The organism is Microbacterium sp. cx-55 (assembly GCF_021117345.1).
In the GTDB taxonomy this organism is placed as follows: Bacteria; Actinomycetota; Actinomycetes; order Actinomycetales; family Microbacteriaceae; genus Microbacterium.
Window position 1 is genome coordinate 2,999,070 of record NZ_CP088261.1, and the last position, 23,281, is coordinate 3,022,350.

General features: G+C 69.9%; 20 protein-coding genes. 7 read left to right on the plus strand and 13 right to left on the minus strand.

Going from position 1 to position 23,281, the window contains the following annotated elements; all coding sequences use genetic code 11:
• Window positions 1-10: 10 nt before the first annotated feature.
• Together LQ938_RS14095 and LQ938_RS14100 are read left to right on the plus strand one after the other, a co-directional pair.
• Entirely contained in the window at window positions 11-1,414 is a 1,404-nt protein-coding gene (locus tag LQ938_RS14095; RefSeq protein WP_223723317.1) for an MFS transporter, read from the plus strand.
• A gap of 158 nt (window positions 1,415-1,572) precedes the next feature.
• Window positions 1,573-3,066, plus strand: a complete 1,494-nt coding sequence (locus LQ938_RS14100) for a peptide MFS transporter (protein ID WP_223723151.1) — start codon at window positions 1,573-1,575, stop codon at window positions 3,064-3,066.
• A 120-nt stretch (window positions 3,067-3,186) separates the two neighbouring features.
• On the opposite strand, the gene LQ938_RS14105 is transcribed toward LQ938_RS14100, so the two are convergent.
• The 3 genes from LQ938_RS14105 to LQ938_RS14115 form a co-directional block, all read right to left on the minus strand.
• Entirely contained in the window at window positions 3,187-4,194 is a 1,008-nt protein-coding gene (locus LQ938_RS14105; RefSeq protein WP_223723152.1) for a sugar phosphate isomerase/epimerase family protein, read from the minus strand.
• 20 nt (window positions 4,195-4,214) lie between these two features.
• On the minus strand, window positions 4,215-5,390 hold the full coding sequence (locus LQ938_RS14110) for a Gfo/Idh/MocA family protein (protein WP_223723318.1): 1,176 nt from the start codon (window positions 5,388-5,390) through the stop codon (window positions 4,215-4,217).
• Window positions 5,391-5,474: 84 nt separating this feature from the next.
• Window positions 5,475-6,524: a substrate-binding domain-containing protein gene (locus LQ938_RS14115; RefSeq protein WP_223723153.1), complete on the minus strand. Its 1,050-nt coding sequence runs from the start codon at window positions 6,522-6,524 to the stop codon at window positions 5,475-5,477.
• 311 nt (window positions 6,525-6,835) lie between these two features.
• Here LQ938_RS14115 and LQ938_RS14120 point away from each other — a divergent pair, with 311 nt between their 5' ends.
• The 3 genes from LQ938_RS14120 (at window position 6,836) to LQ938_RS14130 (ending at window position 10,682) form a co-directional block, all read left to right on the plus strand.
• Window positions 6,836-8,311, plus strand: a complete 1,476-nt coding sequence (locus LQ938_RS14120) for a sugar ABC transporter ATP-binding protein (protein WP_223723154.1) — start codon at window positions 6,836-6,838, stop codon at window positions 8,309-8,311.
• Window positions 8,308-9,360 carry an ABC transporter permease gene (locus tag LQ938_RS14125; RefSeq protein ID WP_223723155.1) on the plus strand — a complete coding sequence of 351 codons (1,053 nt, stop codon included), beginning with the start codon at window positions 8,308-8,310 and terminating at the stop codon, window positions 9,358-9,360. Before LQ938_RS14120 ends, LQ938_RS14125 begins: the two co-directional genes overlap by 4 nt.
• Before the next feature lie 140 nt (window positions 9,361-9,500).
• On the plus strand, window positions 9,501-10,682 hold the full coding sequence (locus LQ938_RS14130) for an ROK family transcriptional regulator (protein WP_223723156.1): 1,182 nt from the start codon (window positions 9,501-9,503) through the stop codon (window positions 10,680-10,682).
• A gap of 116 nt (window positions 10,683-10,798) precedes the next feature.
• Here the strand turns inward: LQ938_RS14130 and LQ938_RS14135 are convergent, their stop codons facing one another.
• From LQ938_RS14135 to LQ938_RS14150, 4 genes are all read right to left on the minus strand, one after another.
• Window positions 10,799-11,806, minus strand: coding sequence for an amidohydrolase family protein (locus LQ938_RS14135; RefSeq protein ID WP_223723157.1), 1,008 nt, complete (start codon window positions 11,804-11,806; stop codon window positions 10,799-10,801).
• Complete coding sequence (locus LQ938_RS14140; RefSeq protein ID WP_223723158.1) at window positions 11,803-12,936, minus strand: FAD-dependent monooxygenase; 1,134 nt, start codon at window positions 12,934-12,936, stop codon at window positions 11,803-11,805. Before LQ938_RS14140 ends, LQ938_RS14135 begins: the two co-directional genes overlap by 4 nt.
• A gap of 79 nt (window positions 12,937-13,015) precedes the next feature.
• Window positions 13,016-13,978 carry a fumarylacetoacetate hydrolase family protein gene (locus tag LQ938_RS14145; RefSeq protein ID WP_223723159.1) on the minus strand — a complete coding sequence of 321 codons (963 nt, stop codon included), beginning with the start codon at window positions 13,976-13,978 and terminating at the stop codon, window positions 13,016-13,018.
• Between the two features lie 64 nt (window positions 13,979-14,042).
• On the minus strand, window positions 14,043-15,059 hold the full coding sequence (locus tag LQ938_RS14150) for a VOC family protein (protein ID WP_223723160.1): 1,017 nt from the start codon (window positions 15,057-15,059) through the stop codon (window positions 14,043-14,045).
• Window positions 15,060-15,206: 147 nt separating this feature from the next.
• Between LQ938_RS14150 and LQ938_RS14155 the strand changes: the two genes are divergently transcribed.
• Window positions 15,207-16,145, plus strand: coding sequence for a LysR family transcriptional regulator (locus LQ938_RS14155; protein WP_223723161.1), 939 nt, complete (start codon window positions 15,207-15,209; stop codon window positions 16,143-16,145).
• A 140-nt stretch (window positions 16,146-16,285) separates the two neighbouring features.
• Here LQ938_RS14155 and LQ938_RS14160 read toward each other — a convergent pair whose 3' ends face one another.
• Window positions 16,286-17,518 carry an MFS transporter gene (locus tag LQ938_RS14160; protein WP_223723162.1) on the minus strand — a complete coding sequence of 411 codons (1,233 nt, stop codon included), beginning with the start codon at window positions 17,516-17,518 and terminating at the stop codon, window positions 16,286-16,288.
• 253 nt (window positions 17,519-17,771) lie between these two features.
• The gene (locus tag LQ938_RS14165; protein ID WP_223723163.1) at window positions 17,772-18,833 is read right to left on the minus strand and encodes a hypothetical protein; all 1,062 of its coding nucleotides are present in this window, start codon (window positions 18,831-18,833) and stop codon (window positions 17,772-17,774) included.
• 64 nt (window positions 18,834-18,897) lie between these two features.
• Between LQ938_RS14165 and LQ938_RS14170 the strand changes: the two genes are divergently transcribed.
• Window positions 18,898-19,473 carry a TetR/AcrR family transcriptional regulator gene (locus LQ938_RS14170; protein WP_223723164.1) on the plus strand — a complete coding sequence of 192 codons (576 nt, stop codon included), beginning with the start codon at window positions 18,898-18,900 and terminating at the stop codon, window positions 19,471-19,473.
• A gap of 12 nt (window positions 19,474-19,485) precedes the next feature.
• Here the strand turns inward: LQ938_RS14170 and LQ938_RS14175 are convergent, their stop codons facing one another.
• The 4 genes from LQ938_RS14175 to LQ938_RS14190 all read right to left on the minus strand — a co-directional run bounded on the left by LQ938_RS14175 (window position 19,486) and on the right by LQ938_RS14190 (window position 23,031).
• Window positions 19,486-20,274, minus strand: a complete 789-nt coding sequence (locus LQ938_RS14175) for an IclR family transcriptional regulator domain-containing protein (RefSeq protein WP_223723165.1) — start codon at window positions 20,272-20,274, stop codon at window positions 19,486-19,488.
• A gap of 116 nt (window positions 20,275-20,390) precedes the next feature.
• Window positions 20,391-21,560 carry a thiolase family protein gene (locus LQ938_RS14180; RefSeq protein WP_223723166.1) on the minus strand — a complete coding sequence of 390 codons (1,170 nt, stop codon included), beginning with the start codon at window positions 21,558-21,560 and terminating at the stop codon, window positions 20,391-20,393.
• Window positions 21,557-22,237 (minus strand): 3-oxoacid CoA-transferase subunit B, encoded by a 681-nt coding sequence (locus LQ938_RS14185; protein ID WP_223723167.1) that lies wholly within the window; start codon window positions 22,235-22,237, stop codon window positions 21,557-21,559. Before LQ938_RS14185 ends, LQ938_RS14180 begins: the two co-directional genes overlap by 4 nt.
• Window positions 22,234-23,031: a 3-oxoacid CoA-transferase subunit A gene (locus LQ938_RS14190; protein WP_223723168.1), complete on the minus strand. Its 798-nt coding sequence runs from the start codon at window positions 23,029-23,031 to the stop codon at window positions 22,234-22,236. The genes LQ938_RS14185 and LQ938_RS14190 overlap by 4 nt, the downstream gene beginning before the upstream one ends.
• Window positions 23,032-23,281: the final 250 nt, after the last annotated feature.

The following is a 23,281-nucleotide window of genomic DNA, read 5'->3' on the forward strand; positions in this document are numbered from 1 at the left end:
ACTCACCCGGATGCCCTCGCAGGGCGCGATCGTCGCGGTCCTCGCCCTCGCCGGCCTCGCGTCGTCGTTCATGTTCACGCTCGTCGTGCCGATCCAGGCGAAGCTGCCGGAGCTCTTGGACGCGAGCCGGGAAGACACCGCCTGGGTGGTGACCTCGACCCTGCTGGCGTCGGCGGTGATCACCCCGATCGCGGGTCGGCTCGGCGACATGTACGGCAAGCGCCGGATCGTGCTCGTGCTCCTCGGACTGCTCGTGCTCGGTTCGGTCATCGCGGCGCTCTCGCCCGGGATCGTCGGCGTCGTGGTCGGCCGCACCCTGCAGGGCGCGGTGACCGGTGTCGTGCCGCTCGGCATCTCGATCCTCCGCGACGTTCTGCACGAGGACCGCGTGGATGGCGCGATCGCGCTGATCAGCGCGACCCTCGGCGTGGGCGGCGCGCTCGGTCTGCCCATCAGCGCCCTGGTCACCGAGAACGCGGACTGGCATGTGCTGTTCTGGGTCGCCGCGGCCCTGGGCGTCGTCGTCTTCCTGCTCGTGCTCTGGATCGTGCCGGTCAGCGTGCTGCGCACCGCCGGCCGCTTCGATTACGTCGGCGCCGTCGGGCTCGCGATCGGGCTCGTCGGCGTGCTGCTCGCCATCTCGCGCGGCAACGAGTGGGGTTGGGTGTCGCCCGCGACCCTCGCCTGCGGACTCGGCGGCATCCTGGTGCTGCTCGTCTGGGGCGCGTACGAACTCCGGATCGCCGAGCCCCTGCTCGACCTCCGGATCGCCGCGCGGCCGGCCGTGCTGCTCACGAACATCGCCTCCATCGGCATGGGCTTCGCACTGTTCGGCTCGAACGTCGTATACCCGCAGATGCTCGAGCTGCCCGTCGAGACGGGTGCCGGATTCGGGCTCTCGCTGCTCGCCGCATCCCTCGTCGTGATGCCGTCGGGTCTCGTGATGATGGTGCTCTCGCCGTTCTCGGGTCGCCTCGCGCGCACCGTCGGGCCCCAGCTGCTGCTCGTGCTCGGGGCGATCTCGCTCGTCTTGGCGTACGGCTTCACGCTGCTCTTCTCGAGTGAGGTCTGGCACATCGTCGTCGCGAACATCATCATCGGGGTGGGCATCGGGTTCGGTTACGCGGCGATGCCGATGCTGATCATGCGGTCGGTGCCGCAGTCCGAGACCGGAGCGTCGAACGGGTTGAACGCCCTGTTCCGGTCGCTCGGCACGTCGAGCGCGGCAGCCGTCATCGGCGCCGTGCTGGCGACCTACTCCCGTCCGTTCGAGGGGATGCCGACGCCGACCGCCGAGGCCTTCCACATCTCGTTCCTGCTCGGCGGCGGGGCGGCGGTCGTGGCCCTCGTGCTCGCGCTGTTCATCCCCCGCCGGCGCGACGCCCGCGAGGCCCGCCCCTCGCTGCCCGAGTAGCCCGCGCCGGTACGGGGCCGCGAGACAGCATCCACGGGTCGAGACAGCTGTCGCCGACCGACGTCTCGCCGCCCCACTGCAGTCTCGCGGCCGACGTGCTGTCTCGCGCGCCGAGCGCCGCCGCGCGAGGAGCACCGCAGCCGGGCTACGGTGAGGCCATGAACGACTCGACGGGGGCATCCTCCGCCCCGGCGGATGCACACGCCACCGGTTCAGACACCGACGCCCGGTTCTTCGGCCAGCCGTGGGCTCTCGCACACATCTTCGGCGTCGAGATGTGGGAACGCTTCAGCTTCTACGGTCTGCAGGGCATCCTGCTCATCTACCTGTACTACACGGTCGATCAGGGCGGCCTCGGCATCGACAAGGCCGTCGCGACCGGCATCGTCGGCGCCTACGGCGGAACCGTGTACCTCTCGACGATCCTGGGCGCGTGGATCGCCGACCGCATCCTCGGATCCGAGCGCGTCCTCTTCTTCAGCGCCATCGTGATCATGGCCGGGCACATCGCCCTCGCCCTGGTTCCGGGAGTCCTCGGCGTCGGGATCGGTCTCGTGCTCGTCGCGCTCGGCTCCGGCGGGTTGAAGGCCAACGCGACCTCCGTCGTCGGCACCCTCTACGCGGCCGACGACGCGCGTCGTGACGGCGGTTTCTCGCTCTTCTACCTCGGCATCAACCTCGGCGCGTTCTTCGGCCCGATCCTGACGGGACTGCTGCAGTCGACCCTCGGGTTCCACTGGGGCTTCGGGCTCGCGGCCGTCGGCATGGCGATCGGTCTGGTGCAGTACTCGTTCGGCCGGCGCAGCCTGCCCGCCGCGAGCCGCGCCATCCCGAATCCGTTGCCGAGAAATCGGTACGGGATGTGGGGCGCCATCGCTGCAGCCGGCGTGATCGTCATCGTGATCGCCGTGGTCACGGGACTCATCCGCGCCGACAACCTCGCGCTCGTCGTGATCGGGGTGACGGTCGCCGCAACGATCGCGTACTTCGCCGTCATCCTGTCGTCGAAGCGGGTGTCGTCGGACGAGCGCTCACGCGTGTTCGGCTTCATCCCGCTGTTCATCGTGAGCGTCGGCTTCTGGTCGCTCTACCAGCAGCAGTTCACGGTGCTGACGATCTACTCGGACGTGCGCCTGAACCGCGACCTGTTCGGGTGGGAGATGCCGGTGTCGTGGGTGCAGTCGATCAACCCGGTGTTCATCATCATCCTGTCCGGGGTGTTCGCCGCCCTGTGGACGAAGCTGGGCCGGCGCCAGCCGACCACCCCGGTCAAGTTCGGTCTCGCCGCGATCGTGATGGGAGCGGCGTTCCTGCTGTTCCTCATCTGGGCGGATGGCGGCCAGAACACCACCCCGATCCTCGCGATCATCGGCATCCTGTTCGTCTTCACGGTGGCCGAACTACTGCTCTCACCCATCGGCCTGTCGGTGTCGACGAAGCTCGCGCCGTCGGTCTTCCGCACCCAGATGGTGGCGCTGTTCTTCCTGTCGGTCGCCCTCGGCACGGCGATCGCCGGCCAGCTCGGCACGTTCTACGATCCGACCAACGAGGTGCCGTACTTCGCGATCCTCGGCGCGATCGCCGTCGCGATCGGCGCGGCCCTGCTGCTCTGCGCGAAGCCCGTGCTCGCGCTGATGCGCGGCGTGCGCTGACCCACCCGCGGCCCGTCCCACCTGGCCGGCCTCACCCGCGAGACGGGATCTGCGCGCCGAGACAGCGGGGTTACCCCACGGTCTCGGCGCCAAGATCCCGTCTCGCGGTAGGAGGGGGGGTTACGGCGTGGCGGAGAAGGCGGCGTCGAACGCGGCGGCGGACGGCTCGTACGACGACAGCCGGCGCACGAAACCGAGCGCCTCGGGCGCCCCGACGAGGCGATCCATGCCCGCGTCCTCCCACTCCACCGACAGCGGTCCGCGGTAGTCGATCGCGTTCAGCATCCGGAACGCGTCCTCCCACGGCACGTCGCCGTGCCCCGTCGAGATGAAGTCCCAACCGCGCCGCGGGTCGGCCCACGGCAGATGCGACGAGAGCCGGCCGTTGCGGCCGTTCCCGAGGCGCTTCTTCGTGTCCTTGCAGTGCACGTGGTAGATCCGGTCTTGGAAGTCCCAGAGGAAAGCGACCGGGTCGATGTCCTGCCACACCATGTGCGACGGGTCCCAGTTCAGTCCGAACGCCGTCCGGTGTCCGATCGCCTCGAGCGCGCGCTGCGTCGTCCAATAGTCGTACGCGATCTCCGAGGGGTGCACCTCGTGCGCGAACCGAACCCCGACCTCGTCGAACACGTCGAGGATCGGGTTCCAGCGGTCGGCGAAGTCCTGGTAACCCGCCTCGACCATGGCGTCGGATGCGGGCGGAAACATGGCGACGTACTTCCAGATCGACGAGCCGGTGAACCCCGTGACGGTCTTCACGCCGAGCTTCGCCGCGAGCCGTGCCGTGTTCTTCAGTTCTTCCGCCGCGCGCTGACGGACGCCCTCCGGGTCGCCGTCGCCCCACACCGAATCGGGCAGGATGTCGCGGTGGCGCTGGTCGATCGGGTCGTCGCAGACCGCCTGACCCTTCAGGTGGTTCGAGATCGTCCACACCTGGAGGCCGTTGCGCTCGAGAACGTCGCGCTTGCCCTGCACGTAGGCGTCGTCGTCCCAGCGGTTCGGGTCGAGGTGGTCGCCCCAGCAGGCGATCTCGAGTCCGTCGTAGCCCCACTCGCCCGCGAGCCGCGCCACCTCCTCGAACGGCAGGTCGGCCCACTGGCCGGTGAACAGGGTGACAGGTCTGGCCATGAGTTCGTCCTCTCCTCGGTTCAGGATGCCGCGAAAGCGCGGCGAGCGTCCGTCGTATCGGTGTGCGTCCATGCGCTGGCCTGTGCGGCGCTCCGCTCGACCGCGCCGAGCACGCGCTGCACGTGCAGTCCGTCGGCGAAGGACGGCGAGGGTTGCGCACCCGCGGCGATCGCTTCGACGAAGTCCTTCGCCTGGTGCGAGAACGCGTGCTCGTACCCCAGCATGTGCCCGGCCGGCCACCACGCGCCGACGTAGGGGTGGGTGGGTTCGGTCACGAGGATCGTGCGGAAGCCCTGCTCGCCAGCGGGCGCCGTCGCATCGTAGAACGCGAGCTCGTTCAGGCGCTCGAGGTCGAACACGAGAGCGCCGCGCGATCCCGAGATCTCGATGCGCAGGGCGTTCTTGCGCCCGGTGCGGAAGCGGGATGCCTCGAACGAGGCGAGCGCACCGCTCTCGAGGCGTCCGGTGAACAGTGCCACGTCGTCGACCGTGACCGCGCCGCGCCCGGCCGCGGCAGTGCCGGAGAGCCCGGATCCGGCGGCGAGCAGCGGGCGCTCGGTGACGAGGGTGTCGAGGATGCCGGACACCTCGGTGACCCGCTGCCCGGTGATGTACTCGGCGAGGTCGACGGCGTGCGCCCCGATGTCGCCCAGCGCCCCCGAGCCGGCGTGCTCTTTCTCGAGGCGCCAGGTCAGCGGCGCGTCCGCGTCGCTGAGCCAGTCCTGCAGGTACTCGGCCCGCACCTGTCGCACGTCGCCGATGCGTCCCGCCGCGACCATGTCGCGCGCGAGCGTGGTCGCGGGCACACGGCGGTAGGTGAAGCCCACCATGGCGCGGGCTCCGCGGGAGAACGCGGCGGATGCGGCATCCGCCATCCGTTCCGCCTCGCCCTCGGTGTTCGCCAGCGGCTTCTCGCACAGGACGTGCTTTCCGGCGGCGAGCGCCGCGATGGCGATCTCGGCGTGCAGGTCGCCGGGGGTGACGATGTCGATGACATCGATGTCGTCGCGCTCGATCGCGGCCCTCCAGTCGGTGCCGGACTCGGCCCAGCCCCAGCTGTCGGCGGCCGCGCGGGTGCGATCGGCGTCGCGCGCGACCAGCAGGGTCATCTGGGGGTCGAGCGGAAGGTCGAAGAAGCGCGGGGCGACGCGCCATCCCTGCGAGTGCGCTGCACCCATGAAACCGGCGCCGATCATGGCGACGCGGAGCGGTCGAGTCAACGCGCTCTCCTTACTGTGTGGGGGTGAGGGCGCCCGAGACGAGCTCGGACGCCCCCGGGGTCAGGACGCGAACGCCAGGTCGATGAACTCGGCCACGTTGTCCTTCGTCACGACGGGCGCGTCCAGCACGATGCGGTTGGGCACGCTCGGGGTGATCAGATCGCTCTGCGTCTTGCTCTGCGCGATCAGACGGGCGAGGGCGATTCCGTCGGCGGCCTGCGTCGACGGGTAGATGACCGTCGCCTTCAGCACGCTGTCATCGGCCTCGATCGCCTCCATGGCGTTGCGGCTGCCGGCGCCGCCGACCATGAAGAACTCGTCGCGACCGGCCGCGTTGATGGCCGCGAGCACGCCGATGCCCTGGTCGTCGTCGTGGTTCCAGATCGCGTCGATCTTCGGGTTCGCCGACAGCAGCTGCGACGTGACGGCTTCACCGCCCTGCACCGTGAAGTCCGCGGCCACGCGCGGCCCGACCTCCAGGCCGCAGTCCTCGAGCGCGTCCGAGAAACCCTGCGAGCGATCCTGCGTGAGCGGCAGCGCGTCGATTCCAGCGATCTCGGCGACGATGGCATCCGGGGTGTCGCCGAGCTGAGCGCAGATGTAGGTGCCCGCGCTGACACCCATCCCGTAGTTGTCGCCGAGCACGGTCGTGCGGGCGGCGAACGGGCTGGAGAACTCGCGGTCCACGTTGATGACGGGGATGCCGGCTTCCATCGCCTGGATGGCGACCTCGGTGAGGGCCGCGCCGTCGCTCGGCAGCAGCACGATCGCATCGACGCCGTCGTTGATGAAGGTCTCGACGGCGGCGATCTGCGCGTTCACATCGTTCGTTCCCTCCGCGACCTTCAGGTCGACGTCGGGGTAGCTCTCGGCAGCGGCGAGCGCGCCCGAGTTGATGGCGCCGAGCCATCCGTGGTCGGCGGCCGGTCCGGAGAACCCGATCGTGACGGTTTCGCCGGTTTCGGCATTCTCCTCGGTGGTGGTGCCCTGGTTCACGACGTCGTCGCCGTCATCGGATGAACCGGTGCACCCGGCGAGAAGTCCGATACCGGTCAGAAGCGCGACGCCGGTCAGTGCCAGGCGGGTACGCGGCTTCAGGTATGAGCGCATGTCAATTTCTCCCTTGAATGTGATGCAGCTGAGGCCATCGCCGACCTCGAGTCATCCACGCTGAAGAGAGGTCCACGCTGACGAACCTCACCGTAGCAGAAGCGTTGTGCATTCAGGCAACTTTTGTTTGTTTCTCAATATAAGTAGGTGGTGATCATTTTGCCCGCAATTCCGGTCAGATCTCTGTGTGCCGCGCCTGCCCGCATCCGAAACGCGTGGCGCAGAGGGGTCGCGCCACCCTCGCTCGACGTGTTACGTTTCGCCGCGTGATCAAAGTTGACCATCAAACGTCATTACTCCGCGTGCGAGGGGTGACGAAGTCCTTCGCCGGTGTGCGCGCCCTTCGGGGAGTCGACCTCGACGTCGCCCCGGGCGAGGTGCACTGCGTGCTCGGCCAGAACGGCGCCGGAAAATCGACGCTCATCAAAACCCTTGCGGGCGTCCATCGCCCGGACGACGGCGAGATCCTCTGGCGCGGCGAGCCCGCCGAGATCACGACGCCGGAAACGGCGATCGACCTCGGAATCGCCACCATGTATCAGGAGCTGGACGTGGTCGACGGGCTCACGATCGCCGAGAACATCTTCCTCGGGCACGAGCTGGCGCGCGGAGGATTCACCCGGCGGTCCGAGGCCGCCGCGCAGACGCGGGCGCTGCTGAAGCGGCTCGGTCACGGCGGGCTCTCCCCGCACACCGAGGTCGGCCGGCTGAGCGCCGCGAACAAGCAGATCGTCAGCATGGCGCGGGCGCTCTCGCACGACGTGAAGCTCATCATCATGGACGAACCGTCGGCCGTCCTCGACACCGAAGAGGTGAAGAACCTCTTCCACGTCGTCCGCGAGCTGACCGCCGAGGGCATCGCCGTCGTCTACATCACGCACCGCTTGGAAGAGATCCGGCAGATCGGCGACCGCATCACCGTCCTGAAGGACGGCCGCACGACCGCGGTCGGTCTGTCGGCGGCGGAGACCCCCACCCCCGAGCTCATCCGACTGATGACCGGGCGGGAGGTCGCCAACGTCTTTCCCACCCGCGTTCCGGTCGCCGACGATGCCCCGGTGGTCCTCGCTGTCGAGAATCTCACGTTCGATGGGGCGTTCACCGACGTCTCGTTCACCGTGCGGGCGGGCGAGGTCGTCGGACTCGCGGGGCTCGTCGGGTCCGGCCGCTCCGAGATCCTCGAGACCATCTACGGCGCCCGGAAGGCGACATCCGGAACCGTGAGAGTGCGCGGCGCAGCGCTGCGGCGCGGATCCGTCGTCTCCGCGGTGGGTGCGGGCATCGGCCTCTCCCCCGAGGAGCGCAAGAGTCAGGGACTGGTCCTGGACGAACCGATCTTCGTGAACGTCACCCTGGCGTCCATGTCCCGATTCGCTCGGGGCGGATTTCTCCGCGACCGTGCCGCGCGGGCCGTGGCACGGGCCCAGATCGACGCGCTCGAACTGCGCCCGGCCGACCCGGACCGACCGGCCCGCACTCTCTCCGGCGGCAACCAGCAGAAGATCCTGCTCGCGCGCTGGCTCGTGCACGGCACCCGCGTTCTGCTTCTGGATGAACCCACACGCGGGGTCGACGTCGGCGCCCGCGCCGAGATCTACACCCTCATCCGCGACCTCGCCGCCGCCGGCAACGCGGTCGTCGTGGTCTCCAGCGAGATCGAAGAGGTTCTCGGCCTCGCCGACATCGTGCTCGTCATCGGCGACGGTCACGTCCTCCGCGCCCTCCCCTCCCCTGAGATCGACGAGCACGGCGTGCTCGACCTCGTCATGAAAGGAACCGCCGCGTGAGCGAGCAGCCTTCCCCCACCGGCGTCCAGACCCTCGCCCCGGATACCGCGGCGACGTCGACGGATGCGGCGACGCCCGCGTGGCGCCGCATCCTGTCGGGTTCCGTGGGTCGCAATCTCGGCCTCGTGGTCGCGCTTCTGCTGATCGTCGTCGTCGGCGCGATCGCGGGCGGCGGCGACTTCGTGAAGATCGACAACATCCTGACGATCCTCCGCCAGGCCTCGATCGTCGGCGTCATCAGCGTCGGCATGACCCTCGTGATCATCGCCGGCGGGATCGACCTGTCGATCGGTTCGGTACTCGGCCTCGCCTCGGTCGTGGCGACGCTCGCCGCCGTGCAGGACCTCGCCGACCAGATGCACTGGATCGTGATGGTCGTCATCGCCCTCGCCGTGGGCGTCGGGGCGGGACTCATCAACGGCATCGTCATCGCCTACGGCAACGTCGTCGCCTTCATGGCGACGCTCGCGATGCTGGTGGCCGCCCGCGGCCTCGCCGAGATCCTCGCCGACCGCCGCACTCTCGTCGTGGAGGATCGCGGCTTCGTCACCTTCATGAACGCCGACATCCTGGGCATCGACATCCTGATCTGGATCTTCGCGATCGTCGCCGTACTCGGATGGGTGCTGCTGAACCGCACCACGTTCGGCCGCCGCACCGTCGCGATCGGCGGCAACCGCGAAGCCGCACGCCTGGCCGGCATCAACGTGCGGCGCCACACCATGTGGCTCTACGCGCTGGCCGGACTGAGCGCGGGCATCGCCGCGGTCATGATGCTGGGTCGCACGACCGCCGGCAGCTCCACGAACGGGCTGTTCTACGAACTCGACGCCATCGCGGCGGTGGTGGTCGGCGGCACCCTCCTGCTCGGCGGGCGCGGCACCGTCACCGGCACCGTCTTCGGGGTGCTCATCTTCACGACACTCACGAACGTGTTCGTGCAGCTCAACCTGTCGTCGTCGGTGCAGCAGGTCGCGAAGGGTGTGATCATCGTCGTCGCGGTGCTGCTGCAGCAGCGTTTCACCCGATCGACCGGACGTTCCGGATGATGAGCGGGCCGCGAGAGGGCCGGCCGCACCGGCTCGTCTCGCGGTCAGGCACCCCGCAACGCGGGGCGTAATCTGGCAACCACGGGGACTCGGCGTGCACGTGCCTACCCGGGACCGATCGATCGAAGCCGGGAACAGAGATGGCCACCGACACCTCCCGCGCCCCCTCGGGCGTCACGGAACTCTTCCAGCTCCTTCGCGACGGGGCGCCTCGCACCCGCGCCGAGCTCGCCAAGTCCACCGGGCTGGCGCGTTCGACCGTCGCCATGCGCGTCGACGAGCTGATGCGCATGGGGCTGATCGCCCCCGTCGCGGATGCCGTCTCCACCGGCGGGCGTCCGCCATCCCAGTTCGCGCTCAATCCGGCGGCACGGGTCGTGCTGGCCGCCGACATCGGCGCCTCGCACGCGACCGTCGCGGTCACCGACCTCGCCGGCAGCATCCTCGCCGAGCACAGCGAACCGCTCGACGTGACGCTCGGACCGGAGGTCGTGCTCACCTGGCTGTGGGAGAGCGGGCAAGGGCTGCTCGCCGGCCTCGGGCGCGATGAGCGGAGCGTGGCCGCCGTCGGCATCGGCGTGCCCGGGCCCGTCGAGCACTCCACCGGGCGCCCGGTCAACCCGCCGATCATGCCCGGCTGGGACCGCTTCGACATCCCCGGCTGGCTGCAGGCGCACCTGCCCGTTCCGGTGCTCGTCGACAACGACGTGAACATCATGGCGCTCGGCGAACGTGCCACCGCCTGGCCGGGCGTGGATCATCTGCTGTTCGTGAAGGTGGCCACCGGAATCGGGGCCGGCATCATCTCCGGCGGCACCCTGCAGCGCGGCGCCCAGGGATCGGCCGGCGACATCGGGCACGTCCAGGTCGCGCGCGGCGCAGATGTGCCGTGCACGTGCGGTAACCGCGGATGCCTCGAAGCCCTCGCCGCGGCTCCGGCGCTCGCGCGACAGCTGCGCGCACACGGCCTCGACGCGCACTCGGGCAACGACGTGATCGAGCTCGTCAAGCGCGGCAACATCGAAGCGATCCAGGCCGTCCGCCAGGCCGGCCGCGACATCGGCGAGATGCTGACGGTCGCCGTCAGCTTGATCAATCCCTCGGTCATCGTGATCGGCGGGTCGATGGCGCGCGTCGGAGAGCACCTCATCGCCGGGGTCCGCGAGGCCGTCTACACCCGCTCGATGCCGCTCGCGACCGAGCACCTCGCGATCGTGCACTCCGCAACGGGGGCGAAGGCCGCGATCCTCGGCGCGAGCATGCTCGCCGCCGAGTATGCCCTCTCGCCCGAGGGCCTCGCCCGCGGCTTCGCCGTCGGCTGACCCGCCCGCATCCGCCGGCGGGCCCGAAACCCGCGAGACGGCAGTTCGGCGTCGAGACGTCGATCGCGAGCCAACGTCTCGTTGCGAAACTGCAGTCTCGCGGATGGTGGGGGGGGTCAGGCCAGCGCGTGGCGGAGGAGGGCGTCGGCGTTGCCGCCGAGCACTCGCGCAGACACGTCGTCGGGCAGGGCAGCGCGGCGCACCTCACCGACCGGATCCTCCGACCCCATATCGAACGGGAAGTCGCTGCCGAGCACGACCTGACTCGCGCCGACGCTCTCGATGAGGCGGCGGAGCGCGAGCGGATCGTGCACGACCGTGTCGAACCAGATCCGCTCGAGGTAGGAGGACGGCGGATGCTGGCAGCCGCGCGCATCCGGACGCACCCGCCACGCGTGATCGGAACGCCCGATCACTGTCGGCAGGTAGCCGCCGCCGTGAGCGGCGACGATGCGGAGACCCGGGTGCCGGTCGAGGACGCCGGAGAAGATCAGGTGCGACAGCGCCACAGCGTTCTCGGTCGGCTGCCCGACGGTATTCGCGAGATAGAAGCGATCGAGCCGCTCGTCGAGGCTGCAGCCGAACGGATGCAGGAACACGACGCAGCCAAGTTCCGCCGCGCGCGCCCAGAACGGCTCGAGGCGCGGGTCCGACAACTCGACGTCTTCCGCGAACGACGAGATCTCAACGCCGGCGAGCCCCCGGCCGAGCACGGCATCGTCGAGGCATTCGACGATGCGTTCCGGATGCTGCAGCGGCACGAGCCCGAGTCCCACCAGCCGCTCGGGGTCGTGCGACACGTGCGCCGCGATCAACCGGTTGGCCTCGACGGCCGCCCAGACGGCGAGCCCCTCCGGAGCCCAGGGGTAGAAGTGGTTCGGCGAGGCGCTGACCCACTGCCGGTCGACGCCCTGCGCGTCCATCGCGGCCAGTCGAACACCCACGTCGGTGAGCTTCGGGATGCGGGCGCCGACCATCGGACCGGAGACGGCCTGGCTCTCCGGTCCGTTCCGGCGAGCCTCGAGCTCGGACGCGGCGCGCACGAGATCGGGAACCCGCCGTTCGATCTCGGCGTGCAGCCCGGGCATCAGCAGGTGCGCGTGCACATCGGTGACCCGGGTCATGCGGGCTGTGCCATCAGGTGCGCGGTCGCGAAGATGAGCCCGGGGGCATCCGCATCCCGATTTCCGTCGAGCTGCCACTGCCCGAGCTGCACGGACGCCTCGACGACCGCCGACGCCCGCGGCACCCGGCGCGCGTGGAACTCGTCCCAGAGCGATTGGTCGACGGCGTCGGCGGCGAGCAGCAGTTCGCTCAGCACGACCGCGTCCTCGAGCGCCTGGGCCGCGCCCTGCGCGATCGTCGGCGGGCAGCTGTGCGCCGCGTCCCCGATGACGACGACGCGTCCGCGGTTCCAGGCGCCCTCGATCAGATGCGCGGTGAACCACGTGTAGTTGACCCGCGAACCGGCGGCGAGGTCGGCGCGCACCGAGTTCCAGGGCCCGCCGTATGCGCGCGACTCCTCGAGCATGATCTGGGCCGCATCCGCATCCGTCACCCCTTGGCGGTCCTGCGCCTTTTCGACGAGGAACGCGTACATCGTGTCGTCTCCGGTGGGCGTGTAGCCCGCGATGTAGACGGGGCCCCCGTAGTACAGCTCCGTCCGCTCGACCTCGGCCGGTCGCGAGACGAGGGTGCGCCAGATTCCCATGCCGGTGGGCTGCGGTTTCGTGTCGATTCCGATGAGGTCGCGCACCGTGGAGTTCAGCCCGTCGGCGCCGATCAGCAGGTCGTACACCCCGGCGGACTGCTCGCCGAGGAAGACCTCGACCCCGTCGTCGTTCTGGGCGAGGCCGGTCACCTTCGCACCGAAGCGGATGCTGACCCCTGCCCGCGCGGCGTGCGCGTGCAGGATGGCGGCGAGGTCGGGGCGGTACATGCCCATCCCCGCCGGGTAGTCGGGTCCGCCGGTCTGCACGTCGGGCAGCTCCGCGACGATCGGCGCATCCGGCCCGGGCGCTCGCAGGGTCAGCCCGGTGAAGGGGTACCCCTGGGCGCGGGCGTCGTCCCAGACGCCGAGCAGGTCGAGGGCGCGCAGCGAGTTGCCCTGCAGGGTGATGCCGGAACCGAGGATGCTGACCTCGGGCTTCTCCTCGAAGACATCGACGGTGACGCCCGCGCGGGCGAGCAGGATGGCGGCGGCGAGCGCGGCGGCGCCACTGCCGGCGATGGCGACCTTCTGGACTGCGGTCATGTCAGAACCTCTCTGTTCTGGAGAATGCGGGAACGGCGATCACGCGCGGAGCGGTCACGCCGGGGCGATCACGGGGTGGTCACACGGATTCGTCGGCGACGCAGCGCACCGTCTGGGTGCCGAGGCCCGCGATCGTGCCCGTCATGACGTCGCCGTCGCGGAGGAAGCGCTTCCAGTGCTGGCCGTTTCCGGCCGGGCTCCCGGTGAGCAGGATGTCGCCCGGAAGCAGCGGCATGGTCTGCGACGCGCCCGAGACGAGGGCGGCGATGTCGAACAGCAGGTCGGACGTCGACGCATCCTGCATGGTCTCGCCGTTCAGCGCGAGATGCAGGCGGGCGTCGTTCGCCTCGACGAGGTGCGCCGGCACGAGGAAGGGTCCGGTCGGCAGAAAGCCGGGCGCGTTCTTGGCGCGATACCAGTCGGTGCCGATCTCCTTCATGTCTTTCCGGAAGACGAGGTCGCGCGTGGTGACGTCGTTGACGATCGTGTACCCCGCGATGTGGGATGCCGCATCCGCCCGCGAGACGCGGAACGCCTCGCGCCCGATGACGACGGCGAGTTCGAGTTCCCAGTCGTGCACGTCGCTGTAGGCGGGCAGCACGAGCGGCACGTCGTCGCCGACGACGCACGCGGGCAGCCCGATGAAGAAGTACGGTTCGCCGTTCGCGGCGCGATCGTCCATCATCTTCGCCGCGAACTCGCGCGCTTCTTCCGGCGTGCGGTCGCTGGTGTTCGTGAGGCCGGCGGCCACCAGTTCGATCACGTGCTGCCGGTAGTTCGCACCCGTCTGCAGCACCTGCCGCGGCTCGACCGGCGCCGTGAGCACGACATCGGCGAGCGGTCGCCACGGACCGTCGGCCTGCGCGAGCGCGGCGAGGCGGTCCCAGTCCGGTGCCGCGAGGAACCCGTTCAGGTCTGCTGCGCCGAGGTCTTCGGCGTCCAGCGGACGGATGCGGTCGCCCGCGACGAGCCCGAGACGCACCGCATCCCCCTCCCGGTACCGGGCGAGCGCGAACGGTGCGTCGAGTGTTGACGTCGTCATGATTCCTCCTCGATTCGTGACGGGTGGAACCCGGGGGCGACCGCTGCCGCCCCCGGGTCGGGGATCATCCCTGGCCGTGCCGCGCGTACGGGTTCAGCAGGGCGTCCCGGATCTCGTCGGGCACGCCCTCCTCGGTCGCGGACGGACCGTCGGCGGGCGGGAACGACTCCGTCATCGACATCGGCATCGCGCCGTTGCGGTAGAAGTTGTTCGATCCCTGGGAGGGACGCCAGGTGTTGGGCTCCCAATCCGGCACGTAGTTGCGGTAGCCCCCGGTGTTGAGCTCGATCCGGAGGCTCGACGGCTCGCGGTAGTAGAGGAAGTTCTGCTCGCCGATGCCGTGGATCGACGGACCGTACTCGATCGGGATGCCGCGTTCGAGAAGCACGTCGGCGGCGATCAGGAGCTCTTCGCGGGTATCGACCCAGAACGCGTAGTGGTTGATGCGTCCGGCTCGCGAGGATCCGTCGAGAACGACCCCGAGGTCGTGCGACTTCTCGTTGGTGGTGAGCACCGAGAACACCGAGATCGGCGCGTCATCCAGCACCGTCTTGGCCATGATCCGGAAGCCGAGCACCGTGTTGTACCAGGCCGCGAACCCGTCCACATCGCTCGTCGCGATGGTGACGTGGTCGAGCTGACGCGGAGCGCCGGCGACGAGGCTCCGCTGCTCCGGGCGGTCGGGGTAGATCGAGGCCACGTGCGGTTCGGCGCGGTGGCGTTCCACATCCCAGTGCACCGTCATGCTGTGGCCCCACGGACCGATGAAGCGGTAGGCGCGGCCGATTCCGTAGCCGTCGAACCATTCGCCCTCGACACCGGCGGCCTCGACACGCTTCGCGACCTCCTCGAGCGCCTCCGGGCTCGACGTGCGCCATGCCATGGTCTCGAGCGCGGGCTCGTCGCCCGGCACGATCACGACGCTGTAGGCGTAGTAATCGCCCCAGCAGCGCAGGTACACGTTGCCGTCTTGGCGCGCGACCTCCGTCAGCCCGACGTTCTTCTTGTAGAACTCCACCGATGCCTCGACGTCGGGGGTGGTGACCGCGACGTAGGACAGGTGCGAGAGAAGTGTGATCATCTTCGATCGTTCCTTTCGAAAGGGCGACGACTCCGTGCCCAGGTCCACTATGCGAGGCGAATCGATATCAGGGAATCCACGGTTGGCTATCTCGCGCATCGACGCGGCTGATACATTGGCCGCACCCAACCGGAGGAACACACCGTCGTGTCCGAACCCGCATTGCTGTCCCGCCTCGACCTCAACCTGCTCGTGTCGCTCGACGCGCTGCTCACCGAGCGGAGCGTCACCCGCGCCGCCGAGAGCCTGCGCCTGAGCCAGCCCGCGCTGAGCGCGTCGCTCGCGCGACTGCGCGCGCACTTCAACGATCCGATCCTGGCGCGGCGCGGCAACACCTACGAGCTCACGCCGTTCGCCCTGCGGCTCACCGACCACACGACGACCGCGCTCGAAGCCGCCCGCCGGGTGTTCGAGAGCCGGGCGGCCGGGTCGTTCGCGCAGTCCACCCGCGAGTTCTCGATCTACGGCTCCGACTACGGCTTCGCCACCATCGGCCCGGTCGCCTCAAGGCTCGCGAGCGAGCGATCCCCCGGGGTCCGCTTCCGATTCATGCTGCACACGCCCGCCGTCGTCGAAGACGCGAGCAATCGACTGCGCTCGGTCGACGCGATGATCCTTCCGCACGGGTTCCTCGCCGACCTGTCGTTCACCGACCTCTGGCACGACGACTGGGTCGCTGTCGTCGCCGATGACAACCCGCACGTCGGCGACCGGCTCGAGATGGCCGACCTCGGGACGCTGCCGTTCGTGCTGACCTACGCATCGCGTAGCGCGTTCACCTCGGTGAGCCGGCAGATCCAGCAGCTCGGCATCGAACCGCGGATCGACGTCGTCGTGGAGAGCTTCCTGAGCCTGCCGCACTTCGTGCGCGGCACGGAACGCGTCGGCCTCATCCAGAGCGCGCTCGCCCCGATGGCCGGAGAGGTCAGCGGCATCCGCGTCGTCGACCTGCCGTTCGCCGCGACTCCGCTGCTGAACGCGCTGTGGTGGCATCCGGTGCACGAACGGGATCCGGAACACGCGTGGATGCGGGCGCTGTTCGCCGAGGCGGGCGCGGTCGTCGCGGCGGGCGACCACGCCGCCTGACGGGGCTGCCGGCCGCAGCTCGGCACGCGGCCCGGCCCGGAATGCGCGGCCGCGACTGGGCACGCGGCGGCCCGGCCCCGCGGCTCGACCCGGAGGAGGGGCACCGGACGACGCCCAAGCGCCCCTCCTTCGGCCGGCGTTCAGGCGGCGACGGTCTCTTCCGCCGGCGCCTCGACGACGGGCGCTCGACGCAGGGCGACGGCGACCAGCACGGCGACGACCGCTGCCGCGATGCCGACGACACCGACTGCCGTGCCGAGCGAGCCCAGCACCCCCGAGAGCACGCCCATCAGCACCGGCGTCAGGAACTGACCGAAGTAGAAGGCCGCGGTCCACCATCCGGTGACGCGACCGCGCTCGGCGAACGTCGTCGTCGCGACCACCCACTTCACGAGCGACGGCAGCAGCAGGCCCGATCCGAACGACGCGATGACCGCGCCGACGACGAGGCCCGGGAGGGCGGGCACGGCCCACACGATCAGCATCCCGATCGCCTGCAGTGCGAACCCGATCGGCAGCAGCAGCCGTTCCCCCCGCTTCGCCAGCCGGGCGAAGGTGATTCCGCCGGCCGCGGTGGCGAGCGAGGCGACCGCCGCGACGCCGCCGATCGTCGACGTCTCCGTCGCCGGGACGCCGGTACCGACCACGAGGTAGCTGACCTCGATGATCATGACGTAGAAGGCGAATCCGCCGAACACCGACACGATGAGCGGCACGGCGATGCGGCGCCACGGCACGGGCGGGCGCTGGGCGACCTCGACGGCGGCCTTGCCGGATGCGGCGCGCGGTTCCCACAGCGCGAAGATCATCGGGATGCCGATCACGAGGCTGATGGCGTACACCCAGAACGGAGTGTGCCATCCGCCGACACCGAGTGCGCCGCCGAGCACGATGAACACGGTCGCGGCGAGGGTCGTGGTGATGGTCTGCGCGGCCAGGTAGCGGTTGCGCCGCTGCTCATGGAAGTAGTCGACGATGAGCGTCGTGCAGACGGTCATGATCGCGGCCTCGCAGATGCCGACGAGCACGCGGCTGATCAGGATCTCGGGGAGCCCCTCCAGCCACGCCGGAGCCGTGCCGACGAGCGCGTAGGCGAACATCGCGATGATCAGCAGAGTCTTGCGCCCGAGACGATCGACGACCTGGCCGGCGAACGGCGCGAAGATCGCGATCATCAGCGCGGGCAGCGCGACGATCATCGGCACGAGCACTTCCGAGCCCTGCACGTCCGCGAAGTGGGCGGACAACTGCGGCAGGACAGGGGTGATCAGCACGGAGCCGAGAACGGGCATGCAGCTGCCGGCCAGCAGGAGGATGCCCTGCCAGGTACCGGCACGAGCGGTGCGGTGGGTCGTGGTGGATGCGGACGTCATCGTCTATGCTCCTCGGGATCAGGACAGCGCCCGCGTTCCCCACGCGAACACCGCGCCCCGCGACAGTGCGGTGGCGCGTCCATTCGACTGCGACGGCCGCATCCGCGGAAGACGTGATCACTGATCCGCACCATCAGCGGAGCCGATGCGCGCGCACGGTCCGCATCCGCGAGACGGGTTCTTCGCGCCGAAACAGCGGGGTAAGCCCCCGGTCTCGGCGCGAAGATCCCGTCTCACGGTTCTCGGGCGGCGGTCACGCGGGAGCGGGAGCGGGAGCGGGAGCCTCAGCCTCGAGCGTCGATGCGGGAACCCGGATGGCGGCGCGGCTGCGGAAGTGGCCCGCGAGCGCGAGCAGGATGCCGCCCGCCGCCCAGGCCGCGAGCGTCAGCCACTGCGCAGAGGTGTCGGCCGCCGGGAAGTACGCGACCGACCGCAACAGCGTGCTCGAGGCGCCCGGCACGAAGTACTGGCCGATCGCACCCCACGGCTGCGCGAGGAACTGCCACGGAAGGGCCGCGCCCGAGATCGGATTGCCGACGAGCATCGTGAGGATGGCGCCGGCCGCGACGCCCGGCGTGCCGATGAGCGCGGTGAAGCCGACGATCAGCGCCGACGTCCCCAGCACCGAGATACCGATCACGAGCGCGATCGTCGCGTAGTCGCCCGGGACGAATCCGAACCAGGTGTGCAGCACGAGCGACAGGATGAGTCCGCTCGCCACCGCGAAGCCGCCGAGCGCGACCAGGCGGCGGATGACGCCGACCACCAGCAGTGAGATCACGATGCCGCCGATCATGCCGCCCATCGTCAGCGGGAAGGCCGCCGCCGTGAGCCCCGTGCCGTTCGGGTCGTCGGCGGAGAGCGGAACGATCGGCGTCACGGCGACCGTGACCGCATCGGCGTCTCCGCCCGCGGCGGCGACCTGCGCGCTCAGCTGAGCCTGCAGCTGCGCCGCGAGTCCGCCGAGCTGCTGCGAAACGGCGGTGCTGGCGGCGGGCGCCGTCAACACCTCGGGCGCGTTCGGCGCCTCGTTCAGCACGATCGCGCCGTAGGTGTGGCGCTCCTCGATCTGCGCGACGGCGGCATCGCGATCGGACGCCTCCGTGAGGTCGAAGACCCCGGGCGCGCTCGCGTCGAGGGCGTCCTCGAACGCGGCGACCGCATCCGCCGACCCGACGATGCCGAGCGGCACATCGTGCGCGCCCGCGGTTTTCGAGGGCCACAGGAACGCGAGCACGACGAGGGTGACGATCAGGGCGCCGATCACGCCGATGCCGACGGACAGGGACCACTTGGTGTGCGGGCGCACGGACATGACGACTCCAAAGAGAATGACTGATCTTTTTGAAGAATGCTAGCAGAACGATTATTCTGTGAACATGCCCCGGCTCACCGACCCCGTCCGCCAACAGCGCATGACCCGGATCGCGGATGCGGCGCAGCGCTGCTTCGCCCGCGAGGGCTTCGCCGGAACATCCATGGCCGACATCATCGCCGAGTCGGGAATGTCAGCCGGCTCGATCTACTCGCACTTCACCGGGAAGACCGACCTCGCCCGCTTCACCGCCACCGCGATGCTCGAGAAGCGTCGCACCTCGCTCGCCGAGCTGACCGCGAGCGGGGGCACGCCCACCCCGCTGCAGGTGCTCACCCGCCTCTACGGCGACATCGCGCACCCCGGCGTCGCCCCGATCCTCGTGCAGCTCTGGGCCGAGGCCCCTCACAACCCCGACCTCGCAGAACTCGCACACCACAAGTTCACGGAGATCCGCCGTCTCCTGCAGGGAACGCTCCGGCCGTGGGCCGACACGCAGGGCCCGGATGCGGAACGCCTCGCCTCGGACGCCGCCGACACGATCATGCTCCTGTTTCAGGGCATCGTGATCCGGGGCAGCATCGATCCTGATGCCGACAGCGACGCCCTGCTCCGCGCCGTGTCGAGACTTCTGCGCTGACGGGACAGGCGCTCAGACGAGGCGCGAGTCGGCTTCGATCCGCGCCGTCGCCGCGCGCAGCAACGGCAGGTACGTGCCCGTCAGGGTCTCGATCGGGGCCCGAGTGCTGCTCGTGGAGACATTGACGGCCGCCGACACCGCACCGTCCTTGTCGTGCACGGGCACCGCGATCGACCGCAGCCCGGCTTCCAGCTCGCCATCGACGACGGCGAAACCCTGCGTCCGCACGCGCGCGAGTTCATCGCGCAGACCGTCGAGGTCGGTGAGGGTGCGCGGCGCACGGGCCTGGAGGTCGGATGCGGCGAGCACCGCATCCGCCTCCGCCGGGTCGAGCCCCGCGAGCAGGACGCGCCCCATACTCGTCGCGTACGCGGGAAACCGGGTGCCGATCGTGATGCGGACGCTCATGATGCGACGCGTCGGCACGCGCGCGATGTAGACGATGTCGGTCCCGTCGCGCACCGCCGCCGACACGCTCTCCTCGACCTCACGCGACAGGATCTCGAGGTGCGGCTGCACGATCTCCGGCAACGACAGCGCCGACAGATAGCTGAACCCGAGCTCGAGCACGCGGGGCGTGAGCGCGAACTGCCGGGCATCGCTTCGCACGTAGCCGAGGGTCTCCAGGGTGTGCAGGAACCGCCGCGCCGCCGCGCGCGGCAGACCGGTGCGCCGCGCGACATCGCTCAGCGACAGGGCAGGATGCTCCGCATCGAACGCGCGGATGACGGCGAGACCGCGCGCGAGCGACTGCACGAACTCGCCAGTCGCGCCCGCATCCGCGGATCCTGAGTCACTCACCGGTCCATCCTCCCCCGTCGGCGCGATCCGCGACGACCCGATGCGGTGCGGTGCCGGGCCGCGTGCTGCGGCTCCGCGACCCAGCGGCACGTGGCACGCGGCGCGCGGGTCGGGGCTCAGCGTTCGAGAACGACGGCGAGACCCTGCCCGACGCCGATGCAGATCGCGGCGACCGCGACGCCGCCGCCACGGCGGACGAGTTCGTGCGCCGCGTGTCCGATGATGCGGCCGCCCGAGGCCCCCAGGGGGTGCCCGATGGCGAGAGCGCCGCCGTGGATGTTGAGGTTCGTCGGATCCAGGTCGGGCCAGAGCTTCGCGCACGCCAGTGACTGCGCGGCGAAGGCCTCGTTCAGTTCGACGAAGTCCACATCCGCCCAGGTACGACCGGCCCGCGCGAGCGCACGGTTCGCTGCTTCCACGGGGGCGACCCCGAACACATCGGGATCGTTGCCGAACACACCGCGCCCCGTGATTCGGGCCAGCGGCTCGACGTCGAGCGCACCCTCCGCGCCCAGCAGTACGGCCGACGCACCGTCGTTGATCGGCGAGGAGTTGCCGGCCGTCACCGAGCCGTCCTTCGCGAACAGCGGCTTCAGACCGGCCATCTTCTCCGGCGTCGTGTCGGGGCGGATGCTCTCGTCGCGCGCGAGCTCATACCCGTCGACCTGCACGATCTCGCCGTCGTAGATTCCGGCCGCCCACGCATCGGCGGCCCGGCGGTGGCTGAGTAGGGCGAACGCGTCCTGCTCCTCTCGGGAGATCCCGTAGATCTGCGCGAGCTTCTCTGCGGACTCCCCGTTCGAGATCGTCCAGTCCGACCGGAGGGCGGGGTTCACCATCCGCCATCCGATCGCCGTGTTCCACATCGTGGGGTTGCCGGCCGCCGGCCACGGCTTCGGCGACTTCTCCACGACGAAGGGCGCGCGGCTCATCGACTCGACGCCGCCCGCCAGCACGATAGCGGCGTCACCGGTCTCGATCGCCCGCGACCCCTGGATCACGGACTCGACCGACGACCCGCAGAGCCGGTTCACCGTCACGCCGGGAACGCTCGAGGGAAAGCCCGCCAGAAGCGCGCCGAAGCGTGCGACGTTGCGGTTGTCTTCGCCGGCCTGGTTGGCATCGCCGAAGATCACCTCGTCGATCCGGGCCGGGTCGAGTCCGGCGCGCTCGGCGGTCGTGCGCATGACGAGCGCCGCGAGGTCGTCGGGGCGGACGCCCGACAGTGCCCCACCGGCGCGCCCGAACGGCGTGCGGACGGCGTCGTAGATGTAGGTACCGGTCATCGGTTCATCCCTTCGGAAGCGGCGGGCCGCGGGGACGCGGCGTCGATCAGGTCGAGCCCGGTTAGAGCCCGCAAGTCGTCGATCGTGTTCTCACCGAACAGCTCGCGAACGGCGAACCCCTCGGCCGTCACATCGAACACGGCGTGATCGGTGTAGACCCGCGAGACGCAGCCGACACCGGTGAGCGGATAGGTGCACTCGGCGACCAGCTTGGAGCCGCCCGTCTTGGTGAGCAGGTCGGTCATGACGTAGACGTCCTTCGCGCCGATCGCGAGATCCATCGCACCGCCCACCGCGGGAATCGCGCCGGGCTCACCCGTCGACCAGTTCGCCAGGTCGCCGTTCTGCGCGACCTGGAACGCGCCGAGCACGCACACGTCGAGATGACCGCCGCGCATCATCGCGAACGAGTCGGCGTGATGGAAGTACGCCGCCCCGGCCAGCGCCGTGACCGGCTGCTTGCCCGCGTTGATCAGGTCGGGATCGATCCGTCCGGCCTCCGGCGCGGGCCCCATCCCGAGCAGTCCGTTCTCGGTGTGCAGGATGATCTCGTCGCCCGCGGGAAGGAAGTTCGCGACGAGGGTCGGCGCCCCGATGCCGAGGTTGACGTAGGCGCCCTCCGGGATGTCGGCGGCGATCCGCCGGGCCAGATCGTCGCGCGAGATGCGGGTGGTCATCGTGCATCCTCCTTCGAGGCGGGGGCGGGCGCGGGGTCTGTCGTGGCGGCGGAGGCGGGCGCGGGCGCGGCGTTCGGGCGGCCCTCGATGTCGACGCCGCCGACGAAGGCACCATCCTCCAGCCAGCGGCGGGATCCGACCGCAACCAGGCGGTCGACGAAGATTCCCGGGGTCACGACGGTCTCGGGGTCGAGTTCACCGAGCGGCACGACCTCGTCTACCTGCACGATCGTGGTCGTCGCGGCCGTCGCCATCACGGGCCCGAAGTTCCGCGCCGTCTCGCGGAACACCAGGTTGCCCCAGCGGTCTCCGCGGAGGGCGCTGATCAGGGCGAAGTCCGCGCGGATCGGATACTCCAGCACGTACTCGCGCCCCTCGATCACCCGGGCTTCCTTCCCTTCGGCCAGCACGGTTCCCACCCCCGTGGGCGAGAAGAATGCTCCGATGCCCGCCCCGGCGGCACGGATGCGCTCGGCGAGGTTGCCCTGCGGCACGATCTCGAGCTCGATCTCACCGGCGCGGTACAGGCCGTCGAAGACCCAGGAATCGCTCTGACGCGGGAACGAGCAGATGATCTTGCGCACGCGCCGCTTCGCGAGCAGCGCCGCGAGTCCGGTATCGCCGTTGCCCGCGTTGTTGTTGACGATGGTCAGGTCGCTCGCCCCCTGGGCGATGAGCGCGTCGATGAGTTCGACGGGCTGCCCGGCGCGGCCGAATCCGCCGATCATCACGGTCGCGCCATCCGGAATTCCGGCGACGGCGGCGTCGACGTCGGTCACGGTCTTGTCGATCACGGTGCTCCCTCGCTCGTGCGTCGTGACGCCGGCGGGGCCGGCGACCTTGCACCTGGTGTTCGCTGTGCGAACGTGCGTGCGTATGATGAACACTTTACCCGCAGAGTGGGTCATGCACCAGCCCCTCGTGCGCGCTCCGGCACGCAGCGACGCCCCGCGAGACCGCTACACGGGTCGCACGAGGCCACTCCACGGGTCGTCGCGGGGCGCTCGAGGCGCCGATAGGTCGTGAGTCGTCGGACCGGTGGGG

Coding starts and splice junctions, on each gene's coding strand:
- LQ938_RS14095 (WP_223723317.1), top strand. CDS start 11: ATGCCCTCGCAGGGCGCGATCGTCGCGGTCCTCGCCCTCGCCGGCCTC.
- LQ938_RS14100 (WP_223723151.1), top strand. CDS start 1,573: ATGAACGACTCGACGGGGGCATCCTCCGCCCCGGCGGATGCACACGCC.
- LQ938_RS14105 (WP_223723152.1), bottom strand. CDS start 4,194: ATGGCCAGACCTGTCACCCTGTTCACCGGCCAGTGGGCCGACCTGCCG.
- LQ938_RS14110 (WP_223723318.1), bottom strand. CDS start 5,390: ATGATCGGCGCCGGTTTCATGGGTGCAGCGCACTCGCAGGGATGGCGC.
- LQ938_RS14115 (WP_223723153.1), bottom strand. CDS start 6,524: ATGCGCTCATACCTGAAGCCGCGTACCCGCCTGGCACTGACCGGCGTC.
- LQ938_RS14130 (WP_223723156.1), top strand. CDS start 9,501: ATGGCCACCGACACCTCCCGCGCCCCCTCGGGCGTCACGGAACTCTTC.
- LQ938_RS14135 (WP_223723157.1), bottom strand. CDS start 11,806: ATGACCCGGGTCACCGATGTGCACGCGCACCTGCTGATGCCCGGGCTG.
- LQ938_RS14140 (WP_223723158.1), bottom strand. CDS start 12,936: ATGACCGCAGTCCAGAAGGTCGCCATCGCCGGCAGTGGCGCCGCCGCG.
- LQ938_RS14145 (WP_223723159.1), bottom strand. CDS start 13,978: ATGACGACGTCAACACTCGACGCACCGTTCGCGCTCGCCCGGTACCGG.
- LQ938_RS14150 (WP_223723160.1), bottom strand. CDS start 15,059: ATGATCACACTTCTCTCGCACCTGTCCTACGTCGCGGTCACCACCCCC.
- LQ938_RS14160 (WP_223723162.1), bottom strand. CDS start 17,518: ATGACGTCCGCATCCACCACGACCCACCGCACCGCTCGTGCCGGTACC.
- LQ938_RS14165 (WP_223723163.1), bottom strand. CDS start 18,833: ATGTCCGTGCGCCCGCACACCAAGTGGTCCCTGTCCGTCGGCATCGGC.
- LQ938_RS14170 (WP_223723164.1), top strand. CDS start 18,898: ATGCCCCGGCTCACCGACCCCGTCCGCCAACAGCGCATGACCCGGATC.
- LQ938_RS14180 (WP_223723166.1), bottom strand. CDS start 21,560: ATGACCGGTACCTACATCTACGACGCCGTCCGCACGCCGTTCGGGCGC.
- LQ938_RS14185 (WP_223723167.1), bottom strand. CDS start 22,237: ATGACCACCCGCATCTCGCGCGACGATCTGGCCCGGCGGATCGCCGCC.